This is a genomic window from Cupriavidus necator N-1, from assembly GCF_000219215.1.
Lineage (GTDB): Bacteria > Pseudomonadota > Gammaproteobacteria > Burkholderiales > Burkholderiaceae > Cupriavidus > Cupriavidus necator.
Window position 1 is genome coordinate 2,217,012 of the sequence record NC_015723.1, and the last position, 21,914, is coordinate 2,238,925.

At 67.8% G+C, this 21,914-nt stretch carries 18 protein-coding genes; 13 read left to right on the forward strand and 5 right to left on the reverse strand.

The features are described from left to right. Positions 1–186: 186 nt before the first annotated feature. Genes CNE_RS28115 through CNE_RS28125 form a run of 3 tightly spaced genes read left to right on the forward strand, consistent with a single transcriptional unit; the run spans position 187 to position 4,549 of the window. On the forward strand, positions 187–3,033 hold the full coding sequence (locus tag CNE_RS28115) for an AMP-binding protein (protein WP_013953684.1): 2,847 nt from the start codon (positions 187–189) through the stop codon (positions 3,031–3,033). A gap of 59 nt (positions 3,034–3,092) precedes the next feature. Continuing rightward, positions 3,093–4,112, forward strand: a complete 1,020-nt coding sequence (locus tag CNE_RS28120) for a TerC family protein (protein ID WP_013953685.1) — start codon at positions 3,093–3,095, stop codon at positions 4,110–4,112. An 11-nt stretch (positions 4,113–4,123) separates the two neighbouring features. Beyond that, positions 4,124–4,549: a universal stress protein gene (locus CNE_RS28125; protein ID WP_013953686.1), complete on the forward strand. Its 426-nt coding sequence runs from the start codon at positions 4,124–4,126 to the stop codon at positions 4,547–4,549. 6 nt (positions 4,550–4,555) lie between these two features. Here the strand turns inward: CNE_RS28125 and CNE_RS28130 are convergent, their stop codons facing one another. After that, a complete protein-coding gene (locus tag CNE_RS28130; RefSeq protein WP_013953687.1) occupies positions 4,556–6,754 on the reverse strand; it encodes a TonB-dependent receptor family protein in 2,199 nt (732 codons plus the stop codon). Between the two features lie 313 nt (positions 6,755–7,067). Between CNE_RS28130 and CNE_RS28135 the strand changes: the two genes are divergently transcribed. Further along, entirely contained in the window at positions 7,068–7,688 is a 621-nt protein-coding gene (locus tag CNE_RS28135; RefSeq protein ID WP_013953688.1) for a flavodoxin family protein, read from the forward strand. Between the two features lie 74 nt (positions 7,689–7,762). Here the strand turns inward: CNE_RS28135 and CNE_RS28140 are convergent, their stop codons facing one another. Next, positions 7,763–8,722: a LysR family transcriptional regulator gene (locus CNE_RS28140; protein ID WP_013953689.1), complete on the reverse strand. Its 960-nt coding sequence runs from the start codon at positions 8,720–8,722 to the stop codon at positions 7,763–7,765. Between the two features lie 120 nt (positions 8,723–8,842). Between CNE_RS28140 and CNE_RS28145 the strand changes: the two genes are divergently transcribed. Further along, on the forward strand, positions 8,843–10,012 hold the full coding sequence (locus CNE_RS28145; protein ID WP_013953690.1) for a M20 aminoacylase family protein: 1,170 nt from the start codon (positions 8,843–8,845) through the stop codon (positions 10,010–10,012). Between the two features lie 66 nt (positions 10,013–10,078). After that, positions 10,079–11,404 carry an MFS transporter gene (locus CNE_RS28150; protein WP_013953691.1) on the forward strand — a complete coding sequence of 442 codons (1,326 nt, stop codon included), beginning with the start codon at positions 10,079–10,081 and terminating at the stop codon, positions 11,402–11,404. A gap of 173 nt (positions 11,405–11,577) precedes the next feature. Here the strand turns inward: CNE_RS28150 and CNE_RS28155 are convergent, their stop codons facing one another. Beyond that, positions 11,578–12,399, reverse strand: a complete 822-nt coding sequence (locus tag CNE_RS28155; protein ID WP_013953692.1) for an HpcH/HpaI aldolase/citrate lyase family protein — start codon at positions 12,397–12,399, stop codon at positions 11,578–11,580. An 11-nt stretch (positions 12,400–12,410) separates the two neighbouring features. Next, entirely contained in the window at positions 12,411–13,583 is a 1,173-nt protein-coding gene (locus tag CNE_RS28160; RefSeq protein WP_013953693.1) for a CaiB/BaiF CoA transferase family protein, read from the reverse strand. A 125-nt stretch (positions 13,584–13,708) separates the two neighbouring features. Here CNE_RS28160 and CNE_RS28165 point away from each other — a divergent pair, with 125 nt between their 5' ends. After that, positions 13,709–14,689 carry a LysR substrate-binding domain-containing protein gene (locus CNE_RS28165; RefSeq protein ID WP_013953694.1) on the forward strand — a complete coding sequence of 327 codons (981 nt, stop codon included), beginning with the start codon at positions 13,709–13,711 and terminating at the stop codon, positions 14,687–14,689. A 107-nt stretch (positions 14,690–14,796) separates the two neighbouring features. Further along, positions 14,797–15,780 (forward strand): tripartite tricarboxylate transporter substrate binding protein, encoded by a 984-nt coding sequence (locus CNE_RS28170; protein WP_013953695.1) that lies wholly within the window; start codon positions 14,797–14,799, stop codon positions 15,778–15,780. 382 nt (positions 15,781–16,162) lie between these two features. Here CNE_RS28170 and CNE_RS28175 read toward each other — a convergent pair whose 3' ends face one another. Continuing rightward, complete coding sequence (locus CNE_RS28175; protein WP_148271677.1) at positions 16,163–16,726, reverse strand: winged helix DNA-binding protein; 564 nt, start codon at positions 16,724–16,726, stop codon at positions 16,163–16,165. A 108-nt stretch (positions 16,727–16,834) separates the two neighbouring features. Here CNE_RS28175 and CNE_RS28180 point away from each other — a divergent pair, with 108 nt between their 5' ends. From CNE_RS28180 to CNE_RS28200, 5 genes are all read left to right on the forward strand, one after another. Then, positions 16,835–17,953, forward strand: coding sequence for an LLM class flavin-dependent oxidoreductase (locus tag CNE_RS28180; protein WP_041228709.1), 1,119 nt, complete (start codon positions 16,835–16,837; stop codon positions 17,951–17,953). Further along, positions 17,940–18,467: a flavin reductase family protein gene (locus CNE_RS28185; protein WP_013953698.1), complete on the forward strand. Its 528-nt coding sequence runs from the start codon at positions 17,940–17,942 to the stop codon at positions 18,465–18,467. The genes CNE_RS28180 and CNE_RS28185 overlap by 14 nt, the downstream gene beginning before the upstream one ends. 26 nt (positions 18,468–18,493) lie before the next feature. Beyond that, on the forward strand, positions 18,494–19,273 hold the full coding sequence (locus tag CNE_RS28190; RefSeq protein WP_013953699.1) for a cyclase family protein: 780 nt from the start codon (positions 18,494–18,496) through the stop codon (positions 19,271–19,273). 45 nt (positions 19,274–19,318) lie between these two features. Beyond that, positions 19,319–20,371 (forward strand): porin, encoded by a 1,053-nt coding sequence (locus CNE_RS28195; RefSeq protein ID WP_013953700.1) that lies wholly within the window; start codon positions 19,319–19,321, stop codon positions 20,369–20,371. A gap of 188 nt (positions 20,372–20,559) precedes the next feature. Then, positions 20,560–21,897 carry an MFS transporter gene (locus CNE_RS28200; RefSeq protein WP_013953701.1) on the forward strand — a complete coding sequence of 446 codons (1,338 nt, stop codon included), beginning with the start codon at positions 20,560–20,562 and terminating at the stop codon, positions 21,895–21,897. Positions 21,898–21,914 lie beyond the last annotated feature (17 nt).

The following is a 21,914-nucleotide window of genomic DNA, read 5'->3' on the forward strand; positions in this document are numbered from 1 at the left end:
ACGATGCTGCCGGATCGGCGTGCAGTCGAGGGCTTGCCGGCCTGTACCCGGTTCGGCACCTGCCTCGACAATTTCCGCACGCGGGCTATCTTTAGGGTGTCAGTCCAGGCGCCATCCGGAACGGCCGCCGTGCCAGCCAGAATTCGGCGGCGGCCGCGGCGTTGCGTGGACAGAGGCCGTACGCGCATGAAAGCGGATTCTCCCCCGAGGCAGAACTACGAGGATGCCCTGCTCGGCATCGTGCGGGAGATGTCTTCGGCCATGCGCCCGCCGGCAGAGTCTGAAGTGACGGTCGCGCTGGACAGCACGCTCGAAGGCGAACTGGGCTTTGACAGCCTGACGCGCGCCGAGCTGCTGACCCGCCTTGAACACCGCTTCGGCGTCAGCCTGCCAGAGCAGGTGCTGGCCCAGGCCGACACCCCGCGCGCGCTGCTGCGTGCCTTGCTCGCCGCCCAGGACCTCCCGCCTGGCGCAAGCGGCGCGCACCTGCGCCAGGCCCGCCCTGCCCCGGCGGCGCAGGCGCCCGAGGGCGCCGCCACCTTGCCGGACGTGCTGCGCTGGCACTTGCGCAGCCACCCGGAGCGCACCCACATCATCCTGCAGGACGGCGACGGCGCAGACACGCAGATCAGCTTTGCGCAGCTGCACCGCCGCGCCGCGGCCATCGCCGCCGGACTGGTCGCCCGCGGCGTGAGCGCGGGCACGGCCGTGGCCATCATGCTGCCCACCAGCCCCGAGTACTTCTACAGCTTCTGCGGCGTGCTGCTGGCGGGCGGGATTCCGGTACCGCTCTACCCGCCGGCGCGGCTGGCGCAGATCGGCGACCACCTGCAGCGCCACGCCGGCATCCTGGCCAACGCGCAGGCGCCGATCCTGATCACGGTGGCCCAGGCGCGGCCGCTGGCGGCCCTGCTCAAGGCCAGCACGGGAACGCTGCATAGCGTGCTCACGCCGCAGGAACTGGAGGACGGCGGCGGCGCCCCGGTCCATCCGATGCTGCGCACGCACGACATCGCCCTGCTGCAATACACCTCGGGCAGCACCGGCTCGCCCAAGGGGGTCGTGCTCAGCCATGCCAACCTGCTGGCCAACCTGCGCGCCATGGGCAAGACCCTTGCCGTCGGCTCGCAGGACGTCTTTGTCAGCTGGCTGCCGCTCTATCACGACATGGGCCTGATCGGCGCCTGGCTGGGCAGCCTGTACTACGCCTACCCGCTGGTGGTGATGTCACCGCTTGCCTTCCTGGCGCGGCCCGAGCGCTGGCTCTGGGCGATCCACAAGTACCGCGGCACGCTCTCGGGCGGGCCCAACTTTGCCTTCGAGCTGTGCCTGCGCAAGCTGGCCAATGCCGACCTGGCCGGCCTGGACCTTTCCAGCTGGCGCTTCGTCTTCAATGGCGCGGAGCCGGTGAGCCTGCAGACCATGCGCGCCTTCATGGAGCGCTTTGCCCGCTACGGCCTGCACCCGCAGGCCGCCGCGCCTGTGTACGGGCTGGCCGAGGCCTCGCTGGGCCTGACCTTTCCGCCGCTGGGCCGCGGGCTGGCCGCCGACCGCATCGACCGCGCCGAGTTCACGCGCACTGCCGTGGCCGTGCCCGCCGGCGAACGCGAGCCCAATGGTGAGCGCAAGACCCTGGAATTCCCGTCCTGCGGCCGGCCGCTGTCCGGCCACGAAGTCCGCATCGTCGACGCCACCGGATGCGAACTGGGTGAGCGGCATGAGGGCCTGCTGCAGTTCCGCGGCCCTTCGGCCACCAGCGGCTATTTCCGCAATCCCGTGCAGACCCGCCAGCTGTTCGACCGCGGCTGGCTGAACACCGGCGACTATGCCTATATCGCCGCCGATGAGGTCTATATCACCGGGCGCGCCAAGGAAACCATCGTGCGCGGCGGCCGCAATATCTATCCCTATGAACTGGAGCAGGCGGTCGGCGCCATCCCCGGCATACGCAAGGGCTGCGTGGCCGTGTTCGGCAGTCCCGATCCGGAGAGCGGCACCGAACGCATCGTGGTGATGGCGGAAACCGCCGAGAAGGATGTGCAGGCGCGCCGCGCGCTGCACCGGCAGGCGCTGAAGACCGCCCTCGACGTGCTGGGCATGCCGCCCGACCATATCGCGCTGGTGCCGCCGCACAGCATCCTGAAGACATCGAGCGGCAAGATCCGGCGCGCCGCCTGCCGCGAGCGCTTCGAGCACGGACGGCCCGGCCGTGGCGTGGAGGCGCCCTGGCTGCAGATCGCGCGCTTTGGCTGGCGCGCGCTGCGGCCGGAGCTGCGGCGCGGCCGGCAGACCGCCGCGGGCCTGTCCTACGCCCTCTATGCCTGGCTCCTGTTCGCCGCGCTGGCGCCGGCAACCTGGCTGGCATCGGTTGCACTGCACCGGCCGGCACTGGGCTGGGCGCTCAGCCACCACGCTGCCCGGCTGTTTCTCAGGCTGGGCGCGGTGCCATGGTTCGTGCAAGGGCTTGAGCACCTGCCGCGCGACCGGCCCTGCATCCTGGTCTCGAACCACGCCAGCTACCTGGATGGCATCGTGCTGGTGGCGGCGCTGCCCGCGCCGGTATGCATGGTCGCCAAGCGCGAGCTGCAGGGCCAGCGCATTCCCGGCACCTACCTGGCCAGCATCGGCGCCGATTTCATCGACCGCTTCGATAACGTGCGCGAACACGAGGACGTGGAGCGCGTAGTGGCGGCGGTGCGCGCCGGGCATTCGGCGCTGTTCTTCCCCGAAGGCACCTTCGGGCGCGCCCCGGGGCTTCAGGCCTTCCGCTCGGGCGCGTTCCTGGCGGCCGCGCGGGCCGGCGCGCCGGTGGTGCCGGTCGCCATCCGCGGCACCCGCTCGGTGCTGCGCGACGGCCAGTGGCTGCCGCGCCGGGGGCCGATCGGCGTGGTATTCGGCAGCCCGCTCTGGCCGGACGGCGCAGACTGGCCGGCCGCCATGCGCCTGCGCAACACCGCCCGCGCCGAGATCCTGCATTACTGCGGCGAGCCGGACGCCCGGCGCACGACGCACCGGGATGGAAGGCGGGCCTAGTGCCCCGCGCCGCGAGGAACTTGCCATGACATCTGCCGACGGCGCAGGACACTAGCGGCATGGATACCTTTGCCACCGCCCCGATGTGGGCCGGCTTCCTGGTCCTGGTGCTGGGGACGCTGGTCGTGGACATCTTCGTCCTTGGCGGCCGGCGCGCGCACCGTGTTTCGACACGTGAAGCGCTGGGCTGGACCCTGACCTGGTCGACCCTGGCCCTGCTCTTCGGCATCGCCCTCTGGTGGCTGCTGGCCGGGAGCACCGGACGCGAGACCGCGGACCGCAAGGTGCTGGAGTTCTATACCGGCTACCTGATCGAGCTGTCGCTGTCGGTCGACAATATGTTCGTGTTCGCGATGATCTTCGGCTATTTCGCGGTGCCGCCGGAGTTGCAGCGCAGGGTGCTGCTGTTCGGCGTGGTCGGCGCCATCGTGATGCGCGCCGCCATGATCCTGGCCGGCGTGTGGCTGATCAGCGAATTCTCGTGGATCCTCTATGTGTTCGGCGTGTTCCTGCTGTTCACCGGCATCAAGATGCTGTTCGTCTCCAGGCGTGCCCCCGATCTCTCGCGCAATCCCATCGTTCGCTTCTTGTGCGCGCATATGCGGGTCACCGCGGACTATCACGGCGAGCGCTTCTTCGTGCGCATGGACGGCATGCGCCATGCGACCCCGATGTTCCTGGTGGTGCTGCTGGTCGAGGCGACCGACCTGGTGTTTGCCGTCGACAGCATTCCGGCCATCTTCGCCGTCACCACCGACCCCTTCATCGTCTTCACCTCCAACATCTTCGCCATCATGGGGCTGCGGGCGCTGTACTTCCTGCTGGCCAACCTGGCGCAGCATTTCCAACACCTGAAGTACGGCCTGGCCATCGTGCTGGCCTTTATCGGCGCCAAGATGCTGGCCGAGCCGTGGTTCCATGTGCCGGTGCACTGGTCTCTCGGCGCCGTCGCCATGACGTTGCTGGTGTCGGTCCTGGTCAGCCAGGCCAGGGCCCGGCGCACACTTGCACACGCCGGCGACGAGCTGGGTAGCCACTGCGCGTCGCGCGAGCGCAGGGCGGGAAACAGGCGCACATAAGGAGCAATGCCATGAACAAGATCCTGCTTGCGACCGACGGGTCGGCCTATAGCGACGCGGCCGCGCGCTACCTGGTACAGAATCCCCTGTTCAGCCGCGACTTCGTGGTGCACGTGATGCACTGCGAGCCGGATGTGGCTGGCGACATCAAGACCTTCATCGACCGGCACACCCTCGATGCCTGGCATCGCGAACAGAACGACAAGGCGATGCAGTCCGTGGCCAGCATCCTGGGCGAGGCCGGTATCGCTTTCGAGTGCCATGGCGTCGTCGGCTTCGCGCCGGCGCGCATCGTCGAGTACGCGGGCAGCATTGGCGCCAGCCTGATCGTGATGGGTTCGCACGGCCGCGGCGGCTTCCTGGATGCCATCATCGGCTCGGTGGCCAGGCGAGTCCTTGCCCACGCGCACTGCCCGGTGCTGCTGGTCAGGAGCTAGCCACTCTCAAAGGGCGGCGCGCAGGCCCAGGAAGAAGCGGCGCCCGGGCGCGGGTTCGAAATACCGCCCGTTGGCCTCGTTGACGATCACCGAGCCGATATAGCGCCGGTCGGTGAAGTTGTCGATGCGGCCGAAGACGTAGAGCCGGGTCGGGCCGATGCGGAACTCATAGCCGGCGCGCAGGTTGAAGACCGCATAGCCGGGCGCGGCCTGCGTGTTGAGGTCGTCGGCGTAGACGCGGCTGTCCACGCGCATCTCGGCCCCCAGCGTCAGCGGCGCTGCCGGCCGCCATGACAGGTCCGCGCCCAGGCTGTGGCGCGCGGTGCCGGGCAGGCGGTTGCCGGCTGCCACGGTCTGGCCCTGCGCGTTGACGAAGCTGTCGCCGAAGTAAGCATCGAGCCAGGTATAGGCCAGTCCTGCCTCGATACGGCTGCCGCCGCCCTTGCCCGGCGTGCCCACCTCGCCGAGGAAGCCGCCGCGCCAGCCCAGTTCAAAGCCGCGCCGGTGCACGCCGCTGACATTCTGGTAGACGGTGCGCCCGGCGTTGTTCGATTGGGGCACCACTTCGTCGTGGCTGTCGGCATCGAACAGCGCCGCCTCCAGCCGCTGCCCCGCCGCCTGCCACTTGATGCCGATCTCGCCCTGGCGGCTGGTAGAGGCCTGCAGCCCCAGGTTGCTGCCGACGCCGCCTGGGCCGTAGGCGACTTCGGTCAGCGTCGGTGTCTCGAAGCCGCGGCCGAGGTTGGCGTAGACGTTGAGGGAATCGAGCGCGTGCCACACCACGCCAAGCACGGGGCTGACGTTGCTGTAGGTCGCGCTGCCACTGTCATCGGGGCTGGCCGCATTGATGAAGTGGTCGTCAATGCCAAGCCGCACCCGGCTGGCGCGCACGCCGCCCACCAGTTGCCACGCCGAGTGGAAGCTCCAGTCGAACTGCGCAAAAGCGCCAAGGTCGGTCGCGGTATTGGTCTCGTCGCGGCGCAGCGCGCCCTGCGTGCCGTTCTGGTTGACGTAGCCGTTGCGGCCATCGCGCATGCCGTTGGCTTCGAGCCCGGCGCTCCATAGCAGCGGCAGGCCGGCGGCGGTGGTGGCGCGCCGGCTCCATGACAGCGCGGCGCCGCCGTAGGTGCGGTCCAGGTCGACGATGCCGCCGGCCGAATTCGGCGCGGCACCGCTGAGGCCCAGCCGCTGGTACAGGTTGCGCGTGCCGCCGTACAGGCGTGCCGACAAGCTGTCGGTCCCGGTCAGCTGGTGGTCCACCACCACGCCGGCCTGGGTCTGCTCGACATTCTTGCCGGTATCGAACTGGGTCGCCGCGGGCACCGCCTGGCGCGGGTTGGCATCGGCCTGCGCACGCGTGAGCCCCAGCGGGTCCTGCGCCAGCGGCTGGTTGAAATAGTTGAATTGGCCGGTCACGCGCGTGCCGCTGGCCGGCTGCGCCACGACCTTGGCATTGAGCTGGTAGCGGCGCGCCGCGCTGTGGTCGCGGTAGCCGTCGGTCTGGTAGGTCCAGGCATTGAGTGAGCCGCCGAGCCGGTCGTTGCCGCCGGCCAGCGCGATGCCCGCCTGCCACTGGCCATCCGAGCCGAACCCCGTCGACGCGCGCCCGCTGAAGCCATCCTTGGGCGGATCGGGCGTGAACACCTGCACCACGCCGCCCGACGCATTGCCATACATCTGCGCAAACGGGCCGCGCAGCACCTCGACGCGGCTGGCGTTGGCAAGGTCGGCAGTGGAAGCCTGGCCCTGCCCGTCCGGCATGGTGGCCGGGATGCCGTCGACATACAGGCGCACGCCGCGCACGCCGAAGGTAGAGCGCGTGCCAAAGCCACGCACCGCAAGTTGCAGGTCCTGCGAGTAGTTCTGCCGGTCGCGCACCGCCACGCCCGGCACGCCGGCCAGCACCTCGGACAGGTTCACCAGCGGCGTGGCGCTGCGCAGCGGATCGACCGGCACGCTGTCCACCGCCGCCGGCGCATCAAAGCGGCGCTGCTCGCTGCGGGTGGCGCTGACCACCACGTCGGGCAGCGTTTCGGCAGTGGCAGCGGCCACTGCCGTGCCGGGCGGGTCGGCGGCACGCGCGCCGGTGCTGGCAAGGATCAGCGCGGCCAACGCCAGCGCGGAGCGGTTCGCGAACGGGATGCGGGGGATACCGGAACGGCGCTGCTGCCGGACCGCCAAAATCTGCCTGCCGCCTGGTTTCATGGGGATCGAAAGCGGTTGCGGGTTCTGGCGCGGAGGACGGGGGCGCCGGGCACAGGTGAATGTGTCGCAACTTTATCGTGCCCACAGCACTATTGTCACGCGCGCGGCTGCGGGGAAAACCCGCGGAAGAGACCATGCCGAAACCGGATTCCAGATGTTCAGAAAAATTCAACAACTGATTGCATGGACGCTCACGCAACCAATCCCATGGCTCTCTACACTGCTTTCATCACCCGCCGCAACCGCACCAGTCCATCACGCGATGCAGCATAAGGGTATTCAGATTTCCGCAACTACCAAGGGATCCACCATCATGACCACCGCACAAACCCGCATCGCCATCGTCTACCATAGCGGCTACGGCCACACCGCCAAGCAGGCCCAGGCCGTTGCGCGCGGCGCCGGCAATGTCGCAGGCGCTGAAAGCCTGCTGATTCCGGTCGAGGACATCGACCAGCACTGGGACACGCTGGAGCAGGTGGACGCCATCATCTTCGGCGCGCCGACCTACATGGGCAGCGCCTCGGCACAGTTCAAGGGTTTCATGGACGCCACCTCGCGCAATGTCTTTGCCAAGGGCGGCAAGTGGGCCAACAAGGTCGCGGCCGGCTTCACCAACGCGGCCTCGCGCTCCGGCGACAAGCTGGCCACGCTGCAGCAGATCGCGATCTTCGCGGCGCAGCACGGCATGCACTGGGTCAACCTGGGCCTGCCCCCGGGCCACAACAACTCCAAGTCGACCGAGGACTCGCTGAACCGCCACGGCTTCTTCCTGGGCGCCGCCGCGCAGTCCAACGCCGATGAAAGCGCCGACGTGGTGCCGCCGCTGGCCGACCTGCGCACCGCCGAGCACCTGGGTGCCCGCGTGGCCGAAGTGGCGCAGCAACTGGTCGCGGGCCGGCGTGCGCTGGCTGAACTGAAAGAAGCTGCCTGATCCCGTCGCACTCTCACTGATCGGCCCCCATGGGGCCGATTTTCTTTTCCGGGGCAGTCGCGAGCCCTGGGCGGTCAGTACAGGACTTCCAGCTCGTCGAACAACTCGCTGTCCTTCTGCGCCGCCGAGCGCGCGCGGCGCCGGATTTCCTGCAGCAGGCAGTCGGTGAAGCACTGCGCCGCAGGGCTGCGCACCGCGTTGTGGCGCGTGATGACGCCGAGCCGGCTGGTCTCGAACTGCTCGGCCAGCGCAAAGACGTGGACCCAGCCGCGCATCGACTCGGTCAGCAACAGCGGCCGCGGGCAATAGCTGATCATGCCGGCATTGCGGATCAACTCCAGCAGCAGCGCGGTGGAGTGCGCGCAATGCAGCCGCGCCGGGTCGATGCGGGCTTCATGCTGCCAGAACAGGTTGCGCATAAAGGACTCGTAGCTGGCCGCGGTGTAGTTGACGACCCAGTCCTGCTCCAGCAGTCCGTGCAGCGACCGCGCATCCGCGCACGGGTGCCCGCGCCGCGCGATCACGCACGAGGTGTAGGCAAGCAGCGGCTCGCACTCGAATTCCTGCGTGGACATCGCCGCCGTGAACGGCCCCACGGCAAAGTCCAGCGTGCCTTCGCGTAAGCGGGGCAAGGCCACCGCGGTCAGGCCTTCGAAGATCTCCACCTGCACGCCCGGCATGCGTTCGCGAAAGCGCAGCAGCACGCGCGGCAGGAAGGTCAGCATGACCCAGGGCGTGACGCTGATGCTCAGCCGCCCCACCCCTTCGCCGCGCAGCGTGGCCAGTTCTTCACTGGCGCGGGCGAGCTGCCCGACCACCAGCCGGGCGTGGCCCAGCATGCGCTGCCCCGCCTCGGTCAGCGCCACGCCGCTGGCGGTACGCGACAGCAAGGGCAGCCGCGCCTCGCTTTCCAGCTCGCGCAGCGCCTTGGTGACCGCCGCCTGCGACAGCCCGACCAACCGGGCGGCGGCGCGGATACTGCCGGCGTCGGCAACGGCGACCAGCGCCTGGATCTGGTGGAGTTTCATCGTCATGGCGGTTCGAACTGGTGACAACCAATGGTTGTCAGGATAACAGTATTGCGGCTATCGGCACGCGCGGGCCCTGCATAAGATCGGCCCACGCAATCCCCCGACAAAGCCTCCGGAGACCCCATGCACCCCGATCCCGTCCTGCCCGGCATCCGCGCCATCGAAGCCGAGATGGTGGACCTGCGTCACCGCATCCACGCCTATCCCGAGCTCGGCTTCGAGGAATTCGCCACCAGCGACCTGGTGGCGGAGTGCCTGCAGGCCTGGGGCTATGCCGTGCATCGCGGCCTGGGCGGAACCGGCGTGGTAGGCACGCTGCGTCACGGCGAAGGCCGCGCCATCGGCCTGCGCGCCGACATGGATGCGCTGCCGATCCGCGAAGCCACGGGCCTGCCGTATGCCAGCAAGATCGATGGCAAGATGCATGCGTGCGGCCATGACGGCCACACCGCCACGCTGCTGGCCGCGGCCCGCTACCTGGCCGAGCACAAGCCTTTCCGCGGCACGCTGCACGTCATCTTCCAGCCGGCCGAGGAAGGCATGGGCGGCGCGCGCGAGATGATCCGGGACGGCCTGTTCCGCCTGTTCCCCTGCGATGCGGTGTTCGCGCTGCACAACATGCCCGGCCACCCGACCGGCAAGTTCGGCTTCCTGGGCGGGCCGTTCATGGCCTCGTCCGATACTGTCACGATCCGCGTCACCGGACGCGGCGGCCACGGCGCGGTGCCGCAGCGGGCGGTCGATCCGGTGGTGGCCTGCGCGTCGATGGTGATGGCCTTGCAGTCGGTGGTGGCGCGCAATGTGAACCCGCTCGACATGGCCATCGTGACCGTCGGCGCGATCGAGGCCGGCAAGGCGCCCAACGTGATCCCCGAGAGCGCCGAGCTGCGCCTGTCGGTGCGCGCGCTGAAGGCCGAGGTGCGCGACCTGCTGCAGGCACGCATCACCACGCTGGCGCATGCCCAGGCCGAAAGCTTCGGCGCCAGCGCCGAGGTCCACTACGACCGCCGCTACCCGGTGCTGGTCAACGACCCCGCCACGACCGAGATGGCGCGCGAGGTCGCGCGTGAATGGCTGGGCGAGGACGGCCTGATCGACAACATGGTGCCGCTGACCGGCAGCGAGGATTTCTCTTTCATGCTCCAGGAATGCCCGGGCTGCTACCTGATCGTCGGCAATGGCGATGGCGAGGGCGGCTGCATGGTGCACAACCCCGGCTACGACTTCAACGACGCCTGCCTGCCGCTTGCGGCCACCTACTGGATCAAGCTGGTCGAGCGCTACCTGCGCTGAGCCACGCTCCGCCGTCGACAATGACCGGCCCCAAGGCCGGCGCCACCCCACCCACGGAGACACCGAATGCCCACTTCCCTGCCCGCGCAGCCGCTGGACGGCGCTTATGCCGCGCCCCCGGCCAGCCGCGCCGCACCGCGCCGTCGCGTGATCGCAGCCATCACCATTGGCAACGGCCTGGAGTTCTACGATTTCACCGTCTACAGCTTCTTCGCGGTACTGATTGGCAAGCTGTTCTTTCCCGTGACCGGCAGCTTCGGCCAGCTGATGCTGTCGCTGGCCACGTTTGGCGTGGGCTTTGTCGCGCGCCCGCTCGGTGGCCTGCTGATCGGGCTCTATGCGGACCGCGTGGGGCGCAAGCCGGCCATGGCGCTGACGCTGTGGCTGATGGGGCTGGGCTCGCTGCTGTTCGTGGTCACGCCCACCTATGCGCAGTCCGGGCTGGCCGCGCCGCTGCTGATCGTGCTGGCGCGGCTGCTACAGGGCTTTGCGCTGGGCGGCGAGGTCGGGGCCTCCACGGCGCTGCTGATGGAGTACGCCGACGACCATTCCCGCGGCTACTACGGCAGCTGGCAGCTGTTCAGCCAGGGCGTGAGCGTGCTGCTGGGGGCGGTGGTCGGGCTGTCGCTGACCAACGGGCTCTCGCCTGACGCCCTGCAAAGCTGGGGCTGGCGCGTGCCGTTCGCCATCGGCATCCTGGTGATCCCGCTCGGCCTCTATATCCGCCGTCACCTGGAAGAAACCGCCGAAGCGCCGGCCGCCGGCGCGCCGGGCCATGAACGTGCAGGCCTGACTGAAATCTTCCGCGGACACGGCCGCGTGGTGGTGGCCGGCGTGCTGGTGACCATCGGCGGCACCTCCGCCACCTATATCGTGCTGCACTACATGACCAGCTACGCGGTGACGGTGCTGAAGATCCCGCTCGGGCTCAGCATGGCCGCCGGCTGCGTCGCCGCGCTGGTGCAGGTGGGGCTGTCCGCGTATGCCGGCAGGCTGTCCGACCGCATCGGCCGCAAGCCCGCCATCCTGTGGTCGCGCGTGGCGATGCTGGTGCTGGTCTACCCCGCCTTCCTGCTGCTCAACGCACGGCCGTCGCTCGGCACGCTGCTGGCCGTGGTCGCGATGCTGGCCCTGCCGCTGGTGCTGAACGTGGTGCCGTCCGTGGTGCTGATCACCGAGCTGTTCCCGCGCCGCATCCGCGCCAGCGGATTGTCGGTAGTCTATTGCATCGGCGTGCTGGTGTTCGGCGGCTTCGCGCAGCTGATCGCCACCTGGCTGATCGAACTGACCGGCAACGCCAGCGCCCCGGCGCTGTATGTGATCGGCTGCGGCCTGATTTCGCTGGTCGGGCTGGCGATGGTGCCGGAGACGGCGGGCAAGCGGCTGGACTGACGGTGGCGGACTAGTGTCCTGTTCCGCAGATAGCTTGCCAAAATGAAATCGTCCAGTTGGCTGTCAGGCTAGGCGCGAGGAGGCGCCATAGCCATAGCTATGGCAACGACGAGCAACGACGCATGGCGGCCAACTGGGCGATTTCATGGCAAGGTATCTGCGGATACAGGACACTAAGCGCCGGACAAGATCCGGCGCGCGCGCTCCAGCACCGGACGGTCCACCATCTTGCCGTCCACCGCCACCGCGGCGCCATCGGCAGCGGCGGCCGCGGCCATGACACGCACGGCCCAGTGCCGTTCATCGGCCGACGGCACCAGGCCGTCGTGCACGCCGCGGACCTGGCCCGGGTGGATCAGCAGCTTGGCGCCAAAGCCGAAGGCCCGGGCGCGGCGCGTTTCCGCGGCAAGTGCGGCGTCATCGCCGATTGCGGTGCAAACGCCATCCACGGGCGCGGGCAAACCCGCCGCGCGGGAATGAAGCACCAGCCGGCTGCGAAAGTGGTGCAACGCTTCGCCGTCGTCCTGCACGTCGAGATCGAACATCAGATCGATGCTGCCGAACAGCAGCCGGACCACGCCGCCGGCACGGGCCAGCTCGCGTAAGCCGGCAAAGCCGGCGGCGTTCTCGACCAGCGGGAAACAGCGCACACCGGGCAATGCCGCAGCCAGCGCATGGACGCCGGCCGGATCAGCCTTCGGCAGCACGATTTCCGAGACACCCTGCGCGCGGCACCAGGCGAGATCGTCTTCGTAGTACGCGGTATCGGCCCCGTTGATGCGCACCAGCATGGCGACGCCGGCTGCCGATGCCTGCGCGCAAAACGCCGCCCATGGGGCGCCAAGTCCGTCGCGGGCCTGCCCCTTGTCGGCGGGCGCGACCGCATCCTCGAAGTCGACGATGACGGCATCGGCGCCGGAGACTATCGCCTTGGCGATGCGCTCCGGACGCGAGGCCGGGACAAACAGGTAGCTGCGCGGATTGGCGATCGGCATGGCGGCTCCTTTCAGACTGCGCCGGCTGAGCGCAACGCGGCAATCTGCGCCGCGGTCTGGCCCAGATCGGCGAGGATGGCATCGGTGTTTGCGCCGAGCGACGGAATCGGGTCCATGCGTGCCTCGGTCATGCCCGGCGGCAGCAACGCCGGCACGGGACCCACCGGCGTGTCGACCTGGCGCCAGCGCTGGCGCGCCGCCAGCTGGGGGTGATCCCATACGTCAGCGATGGTGTTGACGCGCGCATTGGCGATCCTGGCGGCCTCCAGCCGGTCGACCGCTTCGGCGGCGGTCAGGCCCGAGAAGCTGTCGACGATGCGCGCGCGCAGCGCCGCGCGGTTCTGGTTGCGCAGGCTGTTGCTGGCAAAGTCGGGATGCGTGGCGAGATCGGGTTCGCCCAGCACTGCCTCGCAGAACACGACCCACTCGCGCTCGTTCTGCAGTCCCAGCATCACGGTCTTGCCATCGCCGGTCGGAAACGGGCCATAGGGATAGATGGTGGCATGTGCCGCACCCGCGCGCGGCGGCGGCTCGGAGCCATCGAAGGCGTAGTAGAGCGGGAAGCCCATCCACTCCACCATCGATTCCAGCATCGAGATATCGATGCGCTTGCCGCGCCCGGTCTTGCCGCGTTCGAGCAGCGCGGCCAGGATATTGGTATAGGCATACATACCGGCCGCAATATCGGCCACCGAGGCACCGGCCTTGACGCCGTCCTCCGGCGTGCCGGTCACGGAGACAAAGCCGGACTCGCTCTGGACCAGCAGGTCGTAGGCCTTCTTGTCGCGGTACGGGCCGTCGCTGCCATAGCCCGAGATATCGCACACGATCAGGCGCGGGTACTTTTCGCTCAGGCTGTCGAAGTCCAGGCCCAGGCGCGCGGCCGCGCCGGGCGCGAGGTTCTGCACCAGCACGTCCGCGCGCTCGAGCAGTCCGGCCAGCACGGGGGCGGCCGCGGCGTGCTTGACGTCGAGCGTGAGGCTCTCCTTGGAGCGGTTGGTCCAGACGAAGTGCGAAGACAAGCCGCGCACGCGCGTGTCGTAGGCGCGGGCAAAGTCGCCGCTGCCAGGCCGCTCGATCTTGATGATGCGCGCGCCCAGGTCCGCCAGCTGGCGGGTACAGAACGGGGCCGCGATCGCCTGCTCCAGGGAAACGACGGTGATGCCTTCGAGGGGATGGGGCATGGTGGTATCCGGTTTTGCGCAATGTCCTGACGGCAATCTACCGGAGCGCGCCGCACCTGGGAAATACCGATTGCCGAGGGGATCATAAGTAAAATGAATACTTTGGAATTCTCCCGGAGCCTGCCATGGACCTGCGCGCCATGCGCTATTTCATCGCCATCGTCGACCAGGGCAGCCTGACGCGGGCAGCCGAAGTGGTCTGCGTGGCGCAGCCCGCACTCAGCCAGCAGCTGGCGGCGCTGGAAAAAGAGCTGGGCGTGCCGCTGGTCCACCGCGGCGCCAAGGGCGTCAGGCCCACGGAAGCCGGCCGCACGCTCTATCGCCACGCCCGCAATATCCTGCGGCAGGTGGAGATCGCAGGCGCCGAGGCCCGGGTGGCGGGCACGGATGTCACCGGCATGGTTGCCATCGGCCTGCCCACCACGGCGGCAGCGGCATTCGGCATGCCGCTGATCCGCGCCGTGCGCGCCCGCTATCCGCAAATCCGGCTGCAGCTGTTCGAGAGCATGAGCGGTTATATCTCGGAGCTGCTGGACCACAACCGGCTGGACTTCGCCATCCTGTTCCGCGATGTGCCGTCGCGCGCGGTGGAACTGGAGCGGCTGGCGAGCGAATCGCTATACCTGGTCGGAACGCTTCCCGTGACGCGCGGGCGCACAAAGGCGCAATCGAAGCCTCGGGCGCAGGCCGGTGCGGAAGGCGCTACGGTCGCGATCAAGGCATTGGGCGAGCTGCCACTCGTGCTGCCAAGCGGCTCGCAGGGCCTGCGCGAAGTGGTCGAGCTTGCCTTCGCGCAGGCCGGCGTGCCGCTGAACGTGGTGGCCGACCTGGATTCGCTGCCCTTCCTGCTAGCGACCGCGCGCGAGGGCCTGGCCTGCACCATCCTGCCCGCGTCGTCGCTGTCCGACGCGGACAGCGACGTGCCGCGGCACCTGATCGTGCCGGAACTGCGCCGCACGCTGTCGCTGTGCTGGCCACGCGCGCTGCCGCGCACCAGCGCGGCCGAGGCCGTGGCGGAGGTGCTGCGCGAACTGGTGGCCGAACGCATTGCGGCGGGCGGGTCGCTCAAGCCGCCGCTCATTCCGCCGCCTGCAGCCGATCAATAAAACTTATGCCCGTAGTCGGCGATTGAATTTCACGCCGGCGCGGCAGTCGGCTAGAGTTGCCACCAGCCTGGGCCGGCATTCACGGCCCCGCAACTCCAGGAGACACCATGCAACGCACCCGCCGCGCCCTGGCAGCCGCCGCTGCCCTGGCCGCCTGCCTGCCGCTGTTCAGCGCCAGGGCCCTCGCCGCCGATCCCTATCCGTCCAAGCCCATCCAGATGATCGTGCCGCAGGCGCCGGGCGGCACCAACGATATCGTCGCGCGCCTGGTCGCCGCGACCCTGTCGCAACGGCTCGGCCAGCAGGTGGTGGTGGAAAACCGCCCGGGCGCCGGCGGCAATATCGGCACCCAGGCAGCGGCCCGCGCCGCCCCGGACGGCTACACGCTGCTGATGACCATCAGCAGCACGCAGGCCATCAACCCGTCACTGTACCGCAGCATCCCGTTCGACCCCGTCAAGGATTTCGAGCCGATCGCCCCGGTGGCGAGCGTGCCGAACGTGCTGGTGGCCAATCCCGCCTTCCCCGCCAAGTCCCTGCCCGAACTGATCGCGATGGCCAAGGCCAGCCCGGACTACTACCGCTATGCCTCCGCCGGCAATGGCACGCTGAACCACCTGCTGGGCGAGATGCTCAACAGCATGGCCGGCATCAAGCTCGAACACGTGCCCTACAAGGGCGTCGCGCCAGCGCTGAACGATGTGCTGGGCAACCAGGTGCCGCTGGCCTTCGCCAGCCTGCCGTCAGTGCTGGCCCATATCAAGGCGGGCAAGGTGCGCGCGCTCGGCGTCAGCTCCGCCAAGCGCTCGCCGTTCGCGCCGGACATTCCCGCGATCAGCGAAACCGTGCCCGGCTATAGCGGCGACCTCTGGGTCGGCCTGTTCGCGGTCAAGGGCACGCCGAAGGACGTGACGCAAAAGCTTGGCCAGGCCATGCAGGAGATCCTGGCGGACAAGACCCTGCGCGACAAGCTAGCGGCACAGGGCGCCGAAGTCATGACGGGCACGCCGCAGCAGTTCAGCAAGATGCTGGCGTCCGACATGGACAAGTGGGCCCGCATCGTGAAGGCATCGGGCGCGCAGGTGGACTGAGCGCAAAACAGGCACCCAGGCGGCACGCCAGCGGGCATGCCGCCACTCCCGCACACCCCCACCCTATCGGGCAACGAGCGCCGCCAGGTCCAGCCCCCCGCCGGTCGCGAAATTATTGCGACAAGACCCCTTCCAGCAGCTTTCCTCAACAGGTAGTTCCTGCCTTCGGCTAATCGTCGGGCCAGACAGCTCCCATGACGGCGAGCCGCCAGGGCCATCCCACTTGGTGTTTTCCCTAGGGCAAAAAGCCTTGGCGAAGCCCGCGGCAGTGCGCTACATTTGAATCAAATAAATATTTTATTTGATTATTTATTCGATGCGCGCGATACGTCACGCGCCACCAGGAGACAGCGCCCCCGATGAGTTTCCAAAACCACTCTTTCTAGCGACGGCGGTGATAGGTTGCGATTTCGCGCGTCGCGATCTCGTAGACCTTTTCCAGTTGTTCCAGCTGTCCGGCCGCCTTTAGGGCGCTGGATTTAGGGCCGAATTCGCCTTGCGCGGTCTCGAGCAATGTCTCGCGCCGCAAGCGGGCGAATTCGTCGCACACCCTTATGCCTTCGTCAGTGGCGAAGTAGTAAATGCCCGTGCGTGCGCTGCCGTATTTGTCGACCAGTTCGGCCTTGAGCAGCTTGCGCAACTCATATTGCATGTTGGGCACATCCTGGCGATTGGTCATGTGCAGCAGGTCCTTGATGGTCTTGGGCCGTTCGTGCATCCGGATGATGTGCAGCAGGGTATTTTCCTGCCCGCTCAGCGTAATCCCGGTCACGGCAGCCAGGCATTCGGACTGCCACCGCAGGAACGACTGATAAACCCGCATGACGGCGTATTCGAGGTCGGTGATCTCGACGCTGAAATCATCCGTCGCCAGGTGCCAGCGATGTTGCTCGGCAGTGCGGTCGATTTTCGCGGATGGCGTGGAGTTACTCGAGGTCTTGGGCATTGTCAGCTCGACGCACGTTGCGTGCGTGGGTTTATCAGGGCAGTACGGGCGCCGCATTATCCGTGTGCGGCGCCTGCTTCAGGGATTCTACTTGGCCGGGAGATACGCATGAGAAAAATTCTGAACACGAAGGACTTTGTACTGGGCACGTTTGCGACCAATTGCTCGGGTGGCATGTCGGTAACCAAGATCGGCGAGCGCTGGGACAACTCGTGGGAAAACAACGCGAAGCTGGCCCGGATGCTGGACGACGCCGGTATCGACTTCATGCTGCCGATCGCGCGCTGGATCGGCTACGGCGGCGAGACCGACTTCCACGGCTCGGTGCTGGAAACGATCACGTGGGCTGCCGGGTTGCTGGCGCAGACCAAGAACCTGACGGTATTCGCGACCATCCACACCGCGGCCAACCACCCGGCGGTGGTGGCCAAGCAGATCGCGACGCTGGACCAGATCGGCCAGGGCCGCGCGGGCCTGAACATCGTGGCGGGCTGGAACCGCCCCGAGTACGAAGCCCTGGGCCTGCCGCTGGCCGCCGGCCACGACAAGCGCTACAGCTATGCGCAGGAGTGGTTCGACGTCATCAAGCAGATCTGGGAGCGCGACGGCGCCTTCAACTATGACGGCGAGAATTTCCACCTGAAGGGCATCTACGGCCTGCCCAAGCCGTGGCACGGCGAGCGCCCGCCGATCCTGAACGCCGCGGGTTCCGGCGAAGGCCGCGACTTCGCCATCCAGAACGCCAACTTCCTGTTCACGCCGGCGATCGACCCCGCGCGTTCCAAAGTGGAAGTGGCCGAGCTGAAAGCCAAGGCCCGTGCGGCAGACAAGCCAGTGCAAGTGCTGACCTTCTCGCACGTGGTGTGCCGCCCGACCGAGCAGGAAGCGCGCGACTATCTGCGCCACTTTGCGCAGGACAACGCCGACTGGGCCGCGGTGGACAACCTGGTGGCGCTGCAGTTTGCCAACGCGCAGTCGTTCCCGCACGACCTGCTGGCACTGATCCGCGACCGCATGGCGGCCGGCCACGGCGGCTTCCCGCTGGTGGGCACGCCCGAGCAGGTGGCCGACGGCATCTGCGCGCTGGCCGAAGCCGGCTTCAAGGGCACCACGCTGTCGTTCGTCGACTACGTGAAGGAGTTCCCGTACTTCCGCGACACGGTGCTGCCGATCCTGGAGGCACGCGGCCTGCGCCAGCCCGGAGGGTCGAGAAATGGCGGCCAGTAAGCACGACCCGCTGGCGGCGCTGCAGCAGCAGTTCAAGCAGGCGATGCGTGGCTTCGCCGGCGCGGTGACCGTGGTGACGGTGGCCGAAGGCGAAGAGCGCAGCGGCTTCACCGCGACCTCCGTGTCGTCGTTCTCGGCCGAGCCGCCGATGGTGGTGGCGTCGATGAAGGCGACCAGCTCGTCGGCCGGGCTGCTGCAGAGCACGCGGCGCTTCGGCGTGAACCTGCTGCGCGTGGAGCAGCAGGCGATCGCGCAGCGCTTCACCGGCTTTGGCGGCGAGGCCGGCGCCGCGCGCTACGGCGGCGACGCCTGGACCCAGCTCACCCGCGACGGCGCCCCGGTGCTGGCCGATGCCGTGGTGGCCATGGATTGCGAGGCGGAGGAACTGCTGGAGCGCCACGGGCACATCCTGATCATCGGGCGGGTGCGGGCGGTACACGTGGCCGAGCAGGCCCCGGCGCCGCTGCTCTACTGGCAGGGGCGGTACACGCGGCTGGCACACGCGTCGGCCTGACACGGCGCACACAACAAGGAGACACCATGAGCAACACCGTGCAACAGCTTGCCGCGGACCTTTCCAGCGGCAAGGCAAAGATTATCGACCTGACTCAGACCCTGTCGCCGGACTTCCCCGCGCTGGTGCTGCCCCCCGAATTCGGGCAGGTGTGGGCGTTCAAGATGGAGCGCATCAGCCAGTATGACGACAAGGGACCGGGCTGGTACTGGAACAACTTCTCCTGCGGCGAGCATACCGGCACGCATTTCGACGCGCCGGTGCACTGGATCTCGGGCAAGGACCACGCCAACAACACCGTGGACACCATCGACCCGGCCAACTTCATTGCCCCCGCGGTAGTGGTCGATGCCAGCGCTGAAGTGGCGCAGAACCCCGACTGGGTGCTGACGGTGTCGCACCTGCAGCGCTGGGAAGCCGAACACGGCCGCATTCCCGCCGGTGCCTGGGTGCTGCTGCGCACCGACTGGAGCAAGAAGACCGACCCCGCCGAGTTCCTCGGCCTGCGCGAGGACGGTGCCCATACTCCCGGCCCGGAACAGGCTGCGGTCGAATGGCTGATCCATGAGCGCAACGTCCACGGCTTCGGCGTCGAAACCATCAACACCGATGCCGGCCAGTCGTACGCGTGGCCGCTGCCATACCCGTGCCACACGCTGACGCACGGCGCGAACAAGTATGGCCTGCAATGCCTGAAGAACCTGGACCAGTTGCCGCCTACCGGCGCGTTGATCGTGGCGGCACCGCTGAAGATCCAGAACGGGTCGGGCAGTCCGTTGCGGGTACTGGCGATCACGGCCACCTGACAGGCCGCGGACGTCCACAAAAGAAGAGAGAGGAAGAGAAGACAAATGAAGCACCAACGCAGGATCCTGGCCGCCGCGGCGGCCGCCGGCAGCCTCGCCTCCGGCGCCGCACATGCCCAGAGCGCCGTGCAGCTTTACGGCACCATCGACGCCTTTGCCGGCTCCGTGCGCGCCAGTGGCGATGCGCACAGCACTGCGGTCGTCGACAGTTCCGGCCTGACCACCTCGTACTGGGGCATTGGCGGGCAGGAAGCGCTCGGCAACGGCCTGAACGCCGAGTTCACGCTGGAGAGCTTTTTCCGCACGGACAATGGCAAGGTCGGCCGCTTCGACGGCGACGTCATGTTCGGGCGCAATGCCTATGTTGGCCTGAACGGAAGTTTCGGCGCGATCAAGCTCGGCCGCAACACCACGCCGTGGTTCGTGTCGATGTTGCTGTTCAACCCGGTGGCGGATTCGGCCGTGTTCTCGCCGATGTTCCTGCATGCCTACACCACGCCGCCTGGCTCGCCGGTCGGCAACTCGGTCGCAGGTGACACCGCCTGGGACAACTCAGTGCTGTACCAGAGCCCCGGTTTCGGCGGGCTGCGCTTCAATGCGATCTACTCAACCGGCGAGAGCGCCGGCCACCAGGGCAAGCAGAACTACGGCGGCAATGCCACCTACTTCAACGGCAACTTTGGCGCCACGCTGGCGGTGCAGCGGGCGGGGGTCAATGCGCCGGAATTCGCGGCCAGCGGCGCCAGCTACCAAATGGCCTACCTGGCCGGCCTGTCCTATGACTTCAAGGTGGTCAAGCTGTTCGGCCAGTACGCGCAGTCGGACAACAGCTTCAGCGCGCTGAGCCGCCAGCGCAACCGCACCATGCAGGTGGGCGCGAGCGCGCCGCTGGGACCGGGCTCGCTGATGGCAACGTGGGTGGGCACCTGGCAGGGCGGCAACGAGACGCTGGGCTCGGCCCGCCGCGATACCACCACGCTGGCCTACGACTACCCGTTCTCCAAGCGCACTGATCTTTATGCCGCCTGGCGCTATGACAAGGTGACCGACCTGAATCCGGGCAACACCTTCGGGCTGGGCCTGCGCCACAAGTTCTAGCAGGAGCCCGGCGCCTCCCTTCGAGGCGCCGATCAGATTTTCTTGGTCGCCCAAAAAACTATTTCCACAATCATATGTTTATGCCTAAACTATGTGGAACGACAACGAGCGCGTGGCGACGATCGCGCGAAACAGGTTCCCTGGCGGCTTCTCCGGTTCACCATCCGCCACCCATCAGGAGACAGACAATGACCCCAGCTGGCACCGCTCAGCCCTGGCGCCCCGCTTCTCGCGCGACCTATACCGTACTTTTCGTATGCTTCCTTGCGATTCTCTTTGAAGGCTATGACGTCGGCGTCATGGGAGCGGTACTGCCCACACTTGCCGACGACCGCAACTGGAACCTGACGCCGCTGGAACTCGGTGCCCTCAGCAGCTATGCCCTGGTCGGCATGTTCTTTGGCGCCTTCCTGATCGGCACGCTGAGCGAGATGATCGGCCGCCGCCGCATGCTGCTGCTCTGCGTTTCCCTGTTCTCGCTGACCATGCTGGGGGCGTCCTATGCGCCGACGCCCGCCATCTTCGGCATCCTGCGATTCATCGGCGGGCTCGGCCTCGGTGGCGTCATTCCCGTCGCCGCCGCCCTGACCATCGAGTACTCCCCGCCGCACCGCCGCAGCTTCAACTATGGGCTCATGTACTCGGGGTATTCCGTGGGCATCCTTTGCGCCGCGCTCATTGCGATGTGGCTGTTGCCCAGTCTTGGCTGGCGTGGCGTGATTGGCCTGGGTGCCGTGCCCATGGTGTTGATACCGCTGATGGCGTGGCTGCTGCCCGAGTCGCTGGAGTACCTGGTGGGGCAAGGGCGAATCGATGAAGCGCAGGCATTGGCCGATCGCACTGGCAATGGCCGGCTGCCGTCACAAGCCCGGCCCGCCAACAGCGCCGCCCGCGCCACCTGGCGCGACGTGATGTCGAGCATATTCGCCCGCAAGCAGCTACGTGCGACGGCGTGCTTCTGGATCGCACTGTTCTTCGGCTTGCTGCTGGTCTACGGCCTCAATACGTGGCTGCCGACCATCATGCGCAAGAATGGCTACGACCTCGGCTCCAGCCTTTCCTTCCTGGTTATCTTCAGCCTTGCTTCCGCGGTAGGCGGCCTCTTCCTGGGCAGCGCGGCCGACAGGATAGGCGCACGTGGCACCGTCGCGGTTTTCTACCTGATCGGCGCTCTCGCCATCGGCGCGCTGATGTTCCGCAACTCCGTTGCCGTCAACTACCTGCTGGTCGCACTGGCAGGCGTGGGCAGCGTCTCGGCATCCCTGATCCTTACGGGCTATCTGGCCGGTTACTACCCGGCACACGCACGGGCCGCGGCAACAGGATGGGCCCTGAGCTTCGCGCGCTTCGGCGCCATGAGCGGCCCGCTCGTCGGCGGCTACGTGGCCGGCTCAGGCCTGAGTTTCGGCTGGAACTTCATCACGTTCTCAATTGCCGGCCTTGCCGCTGCGCTGGCTGTGGCGCTGCTGCCATCGGCACGGCAACCAGTCGTCGTGGCCCGCGCCGGCCAGCAAAGCAACGCATAGATGGCCTGAGGAGGGAC

Excerpts from the sequence above, each read along its gene's own strand:
- CNE_RS28115 (WP_013953684.1), top strand. The coding sequence starts at position 187 with ATGAAAGCGGATTCTCCCCCGAGGCAGAACTACGAGGATGCCCTGCTC.
- CNE_RS28120 (WP_013953685.1), top strand. The coding sequence starts at position 3,093 with ATGGATACCTTTGCCACCGCCCCGATGTGGGCCGGCTTCCTGGTCCTG.
- CNE_RS28125 (WP_013953686.1), top strand. The coding sequence starts at position 4,124 with ATGAACAAGATCCTGCTTGCGACCGACGGGTCGGCCTATAGCGACGCG.
- CNE_RS28130 (WP_013953687.1), bottom strand. The coding sequence starts at position 6,754 with ATGAAACCAGGCGGCAGGCAGATTTTGGCGGTCCGGCAGCAGCGCCGT.
- CNE_RS28135 (WP_013953688.1), top strand. The coding sequence starts at position 7,068 with ATGACCACCGCACAAACCCGCATCGCCATCGTCTACCATAGCGGCTAC.
- CNE_RS28140 (WP_013953689.1), bottom strand. The coding sequence starts at position 8,722 with ATGACGATGAAACTCCACCAGATCCAGGCGCTGGTCGCCGTTGCCGAC.
- CNE_RS28145 (WP_013953690.1), top strand. The coding sequence starts at position 8,843 with ATGCACCCCGATCCCGTCCTGCCCGGCATCCGCGCCATCGAAGCCGAG.
- CNE_RS28150 (WP_013953691.1), top strand. The coding sequence starts at position 10,079 with ATGCCCACTTCCCTGCCCGCGCAGCCGCTGGACGGCGCTTATGCCGCG.
- CNE_RS28155 (WP_013953692.1), bottom strand. The coding sequence starts at position 12,399 with ATGCCGATCGCCAATCCGCGCAGCTACCTGTTTGTCCCGGCCTCGCGT.
- CNE_RS28160 (WP_013953693.1), bottom strand. The coding sequence starts at position 13,583 with ATGCCCCATCCCCTCGAAGGCATCACCGTCGTTTCCCTGGAGCAGGCG.
- CNE_RS28165 (WP_013953694.1), top strand. The coding sequence starts at position 13,709 with ATGGACCTGCGCGCCATGCGCTATTTCATCGCCATCGTCGACCAGGGC.
- CNE_RS28170 (WP_013953695.1), top strand. The coding sequence starts at position 14,797 with ATGCAACGCACCCGCCGCGCCCTGGCAGCCGCCGCTGCCCTGGCCGCC.
- CNE_RS28175 (WP_148271677.1), bottom strand. The coding sequence starts at position 16,726 with ATGCCCAAGACCTCGAGTAACTCCACGCCATCCGCGAAAATCGACCGC.
- CNE_RS28180 (WP_041228709.1), top strand. The coding sequence starts at position 16,835 with ATGAGAAAAATTCTGAACACGAAGGACTTTGTACTGGGCACGTTTGCG.
- CNE_RS28185 (WP_013953698.1), top strand. The coding sequence starts at position 17,940 with ATGGCGGCCAGTAAGCACGACCCGCTGGCGGCGCTGCAGCAGCAGTTC.
- CNE_RS28190 (WP_013953699.1), top strand. The coding sequence starts at position 18,494 with ATGAGCAACACCGTGCAACAGCTTGCCGCGGACCTTTCCAGCGGCAAG.
- CNE_RS28195 (WP_013953700.1), top strand. The coding sequence starts at position 19,319 with ATGAAGCACCAACGCAGGATCCTGGCCGCCGCGGCGGCCGCCGGCAGC.
- CNE_RS28200 (WP_013953701.1), top strand. The coding sequence starts at position 20,560 with ATGACCCCAGCTGGCACCGCTCAGCCCTGGCGCCCCGCTTCTCGCGCG.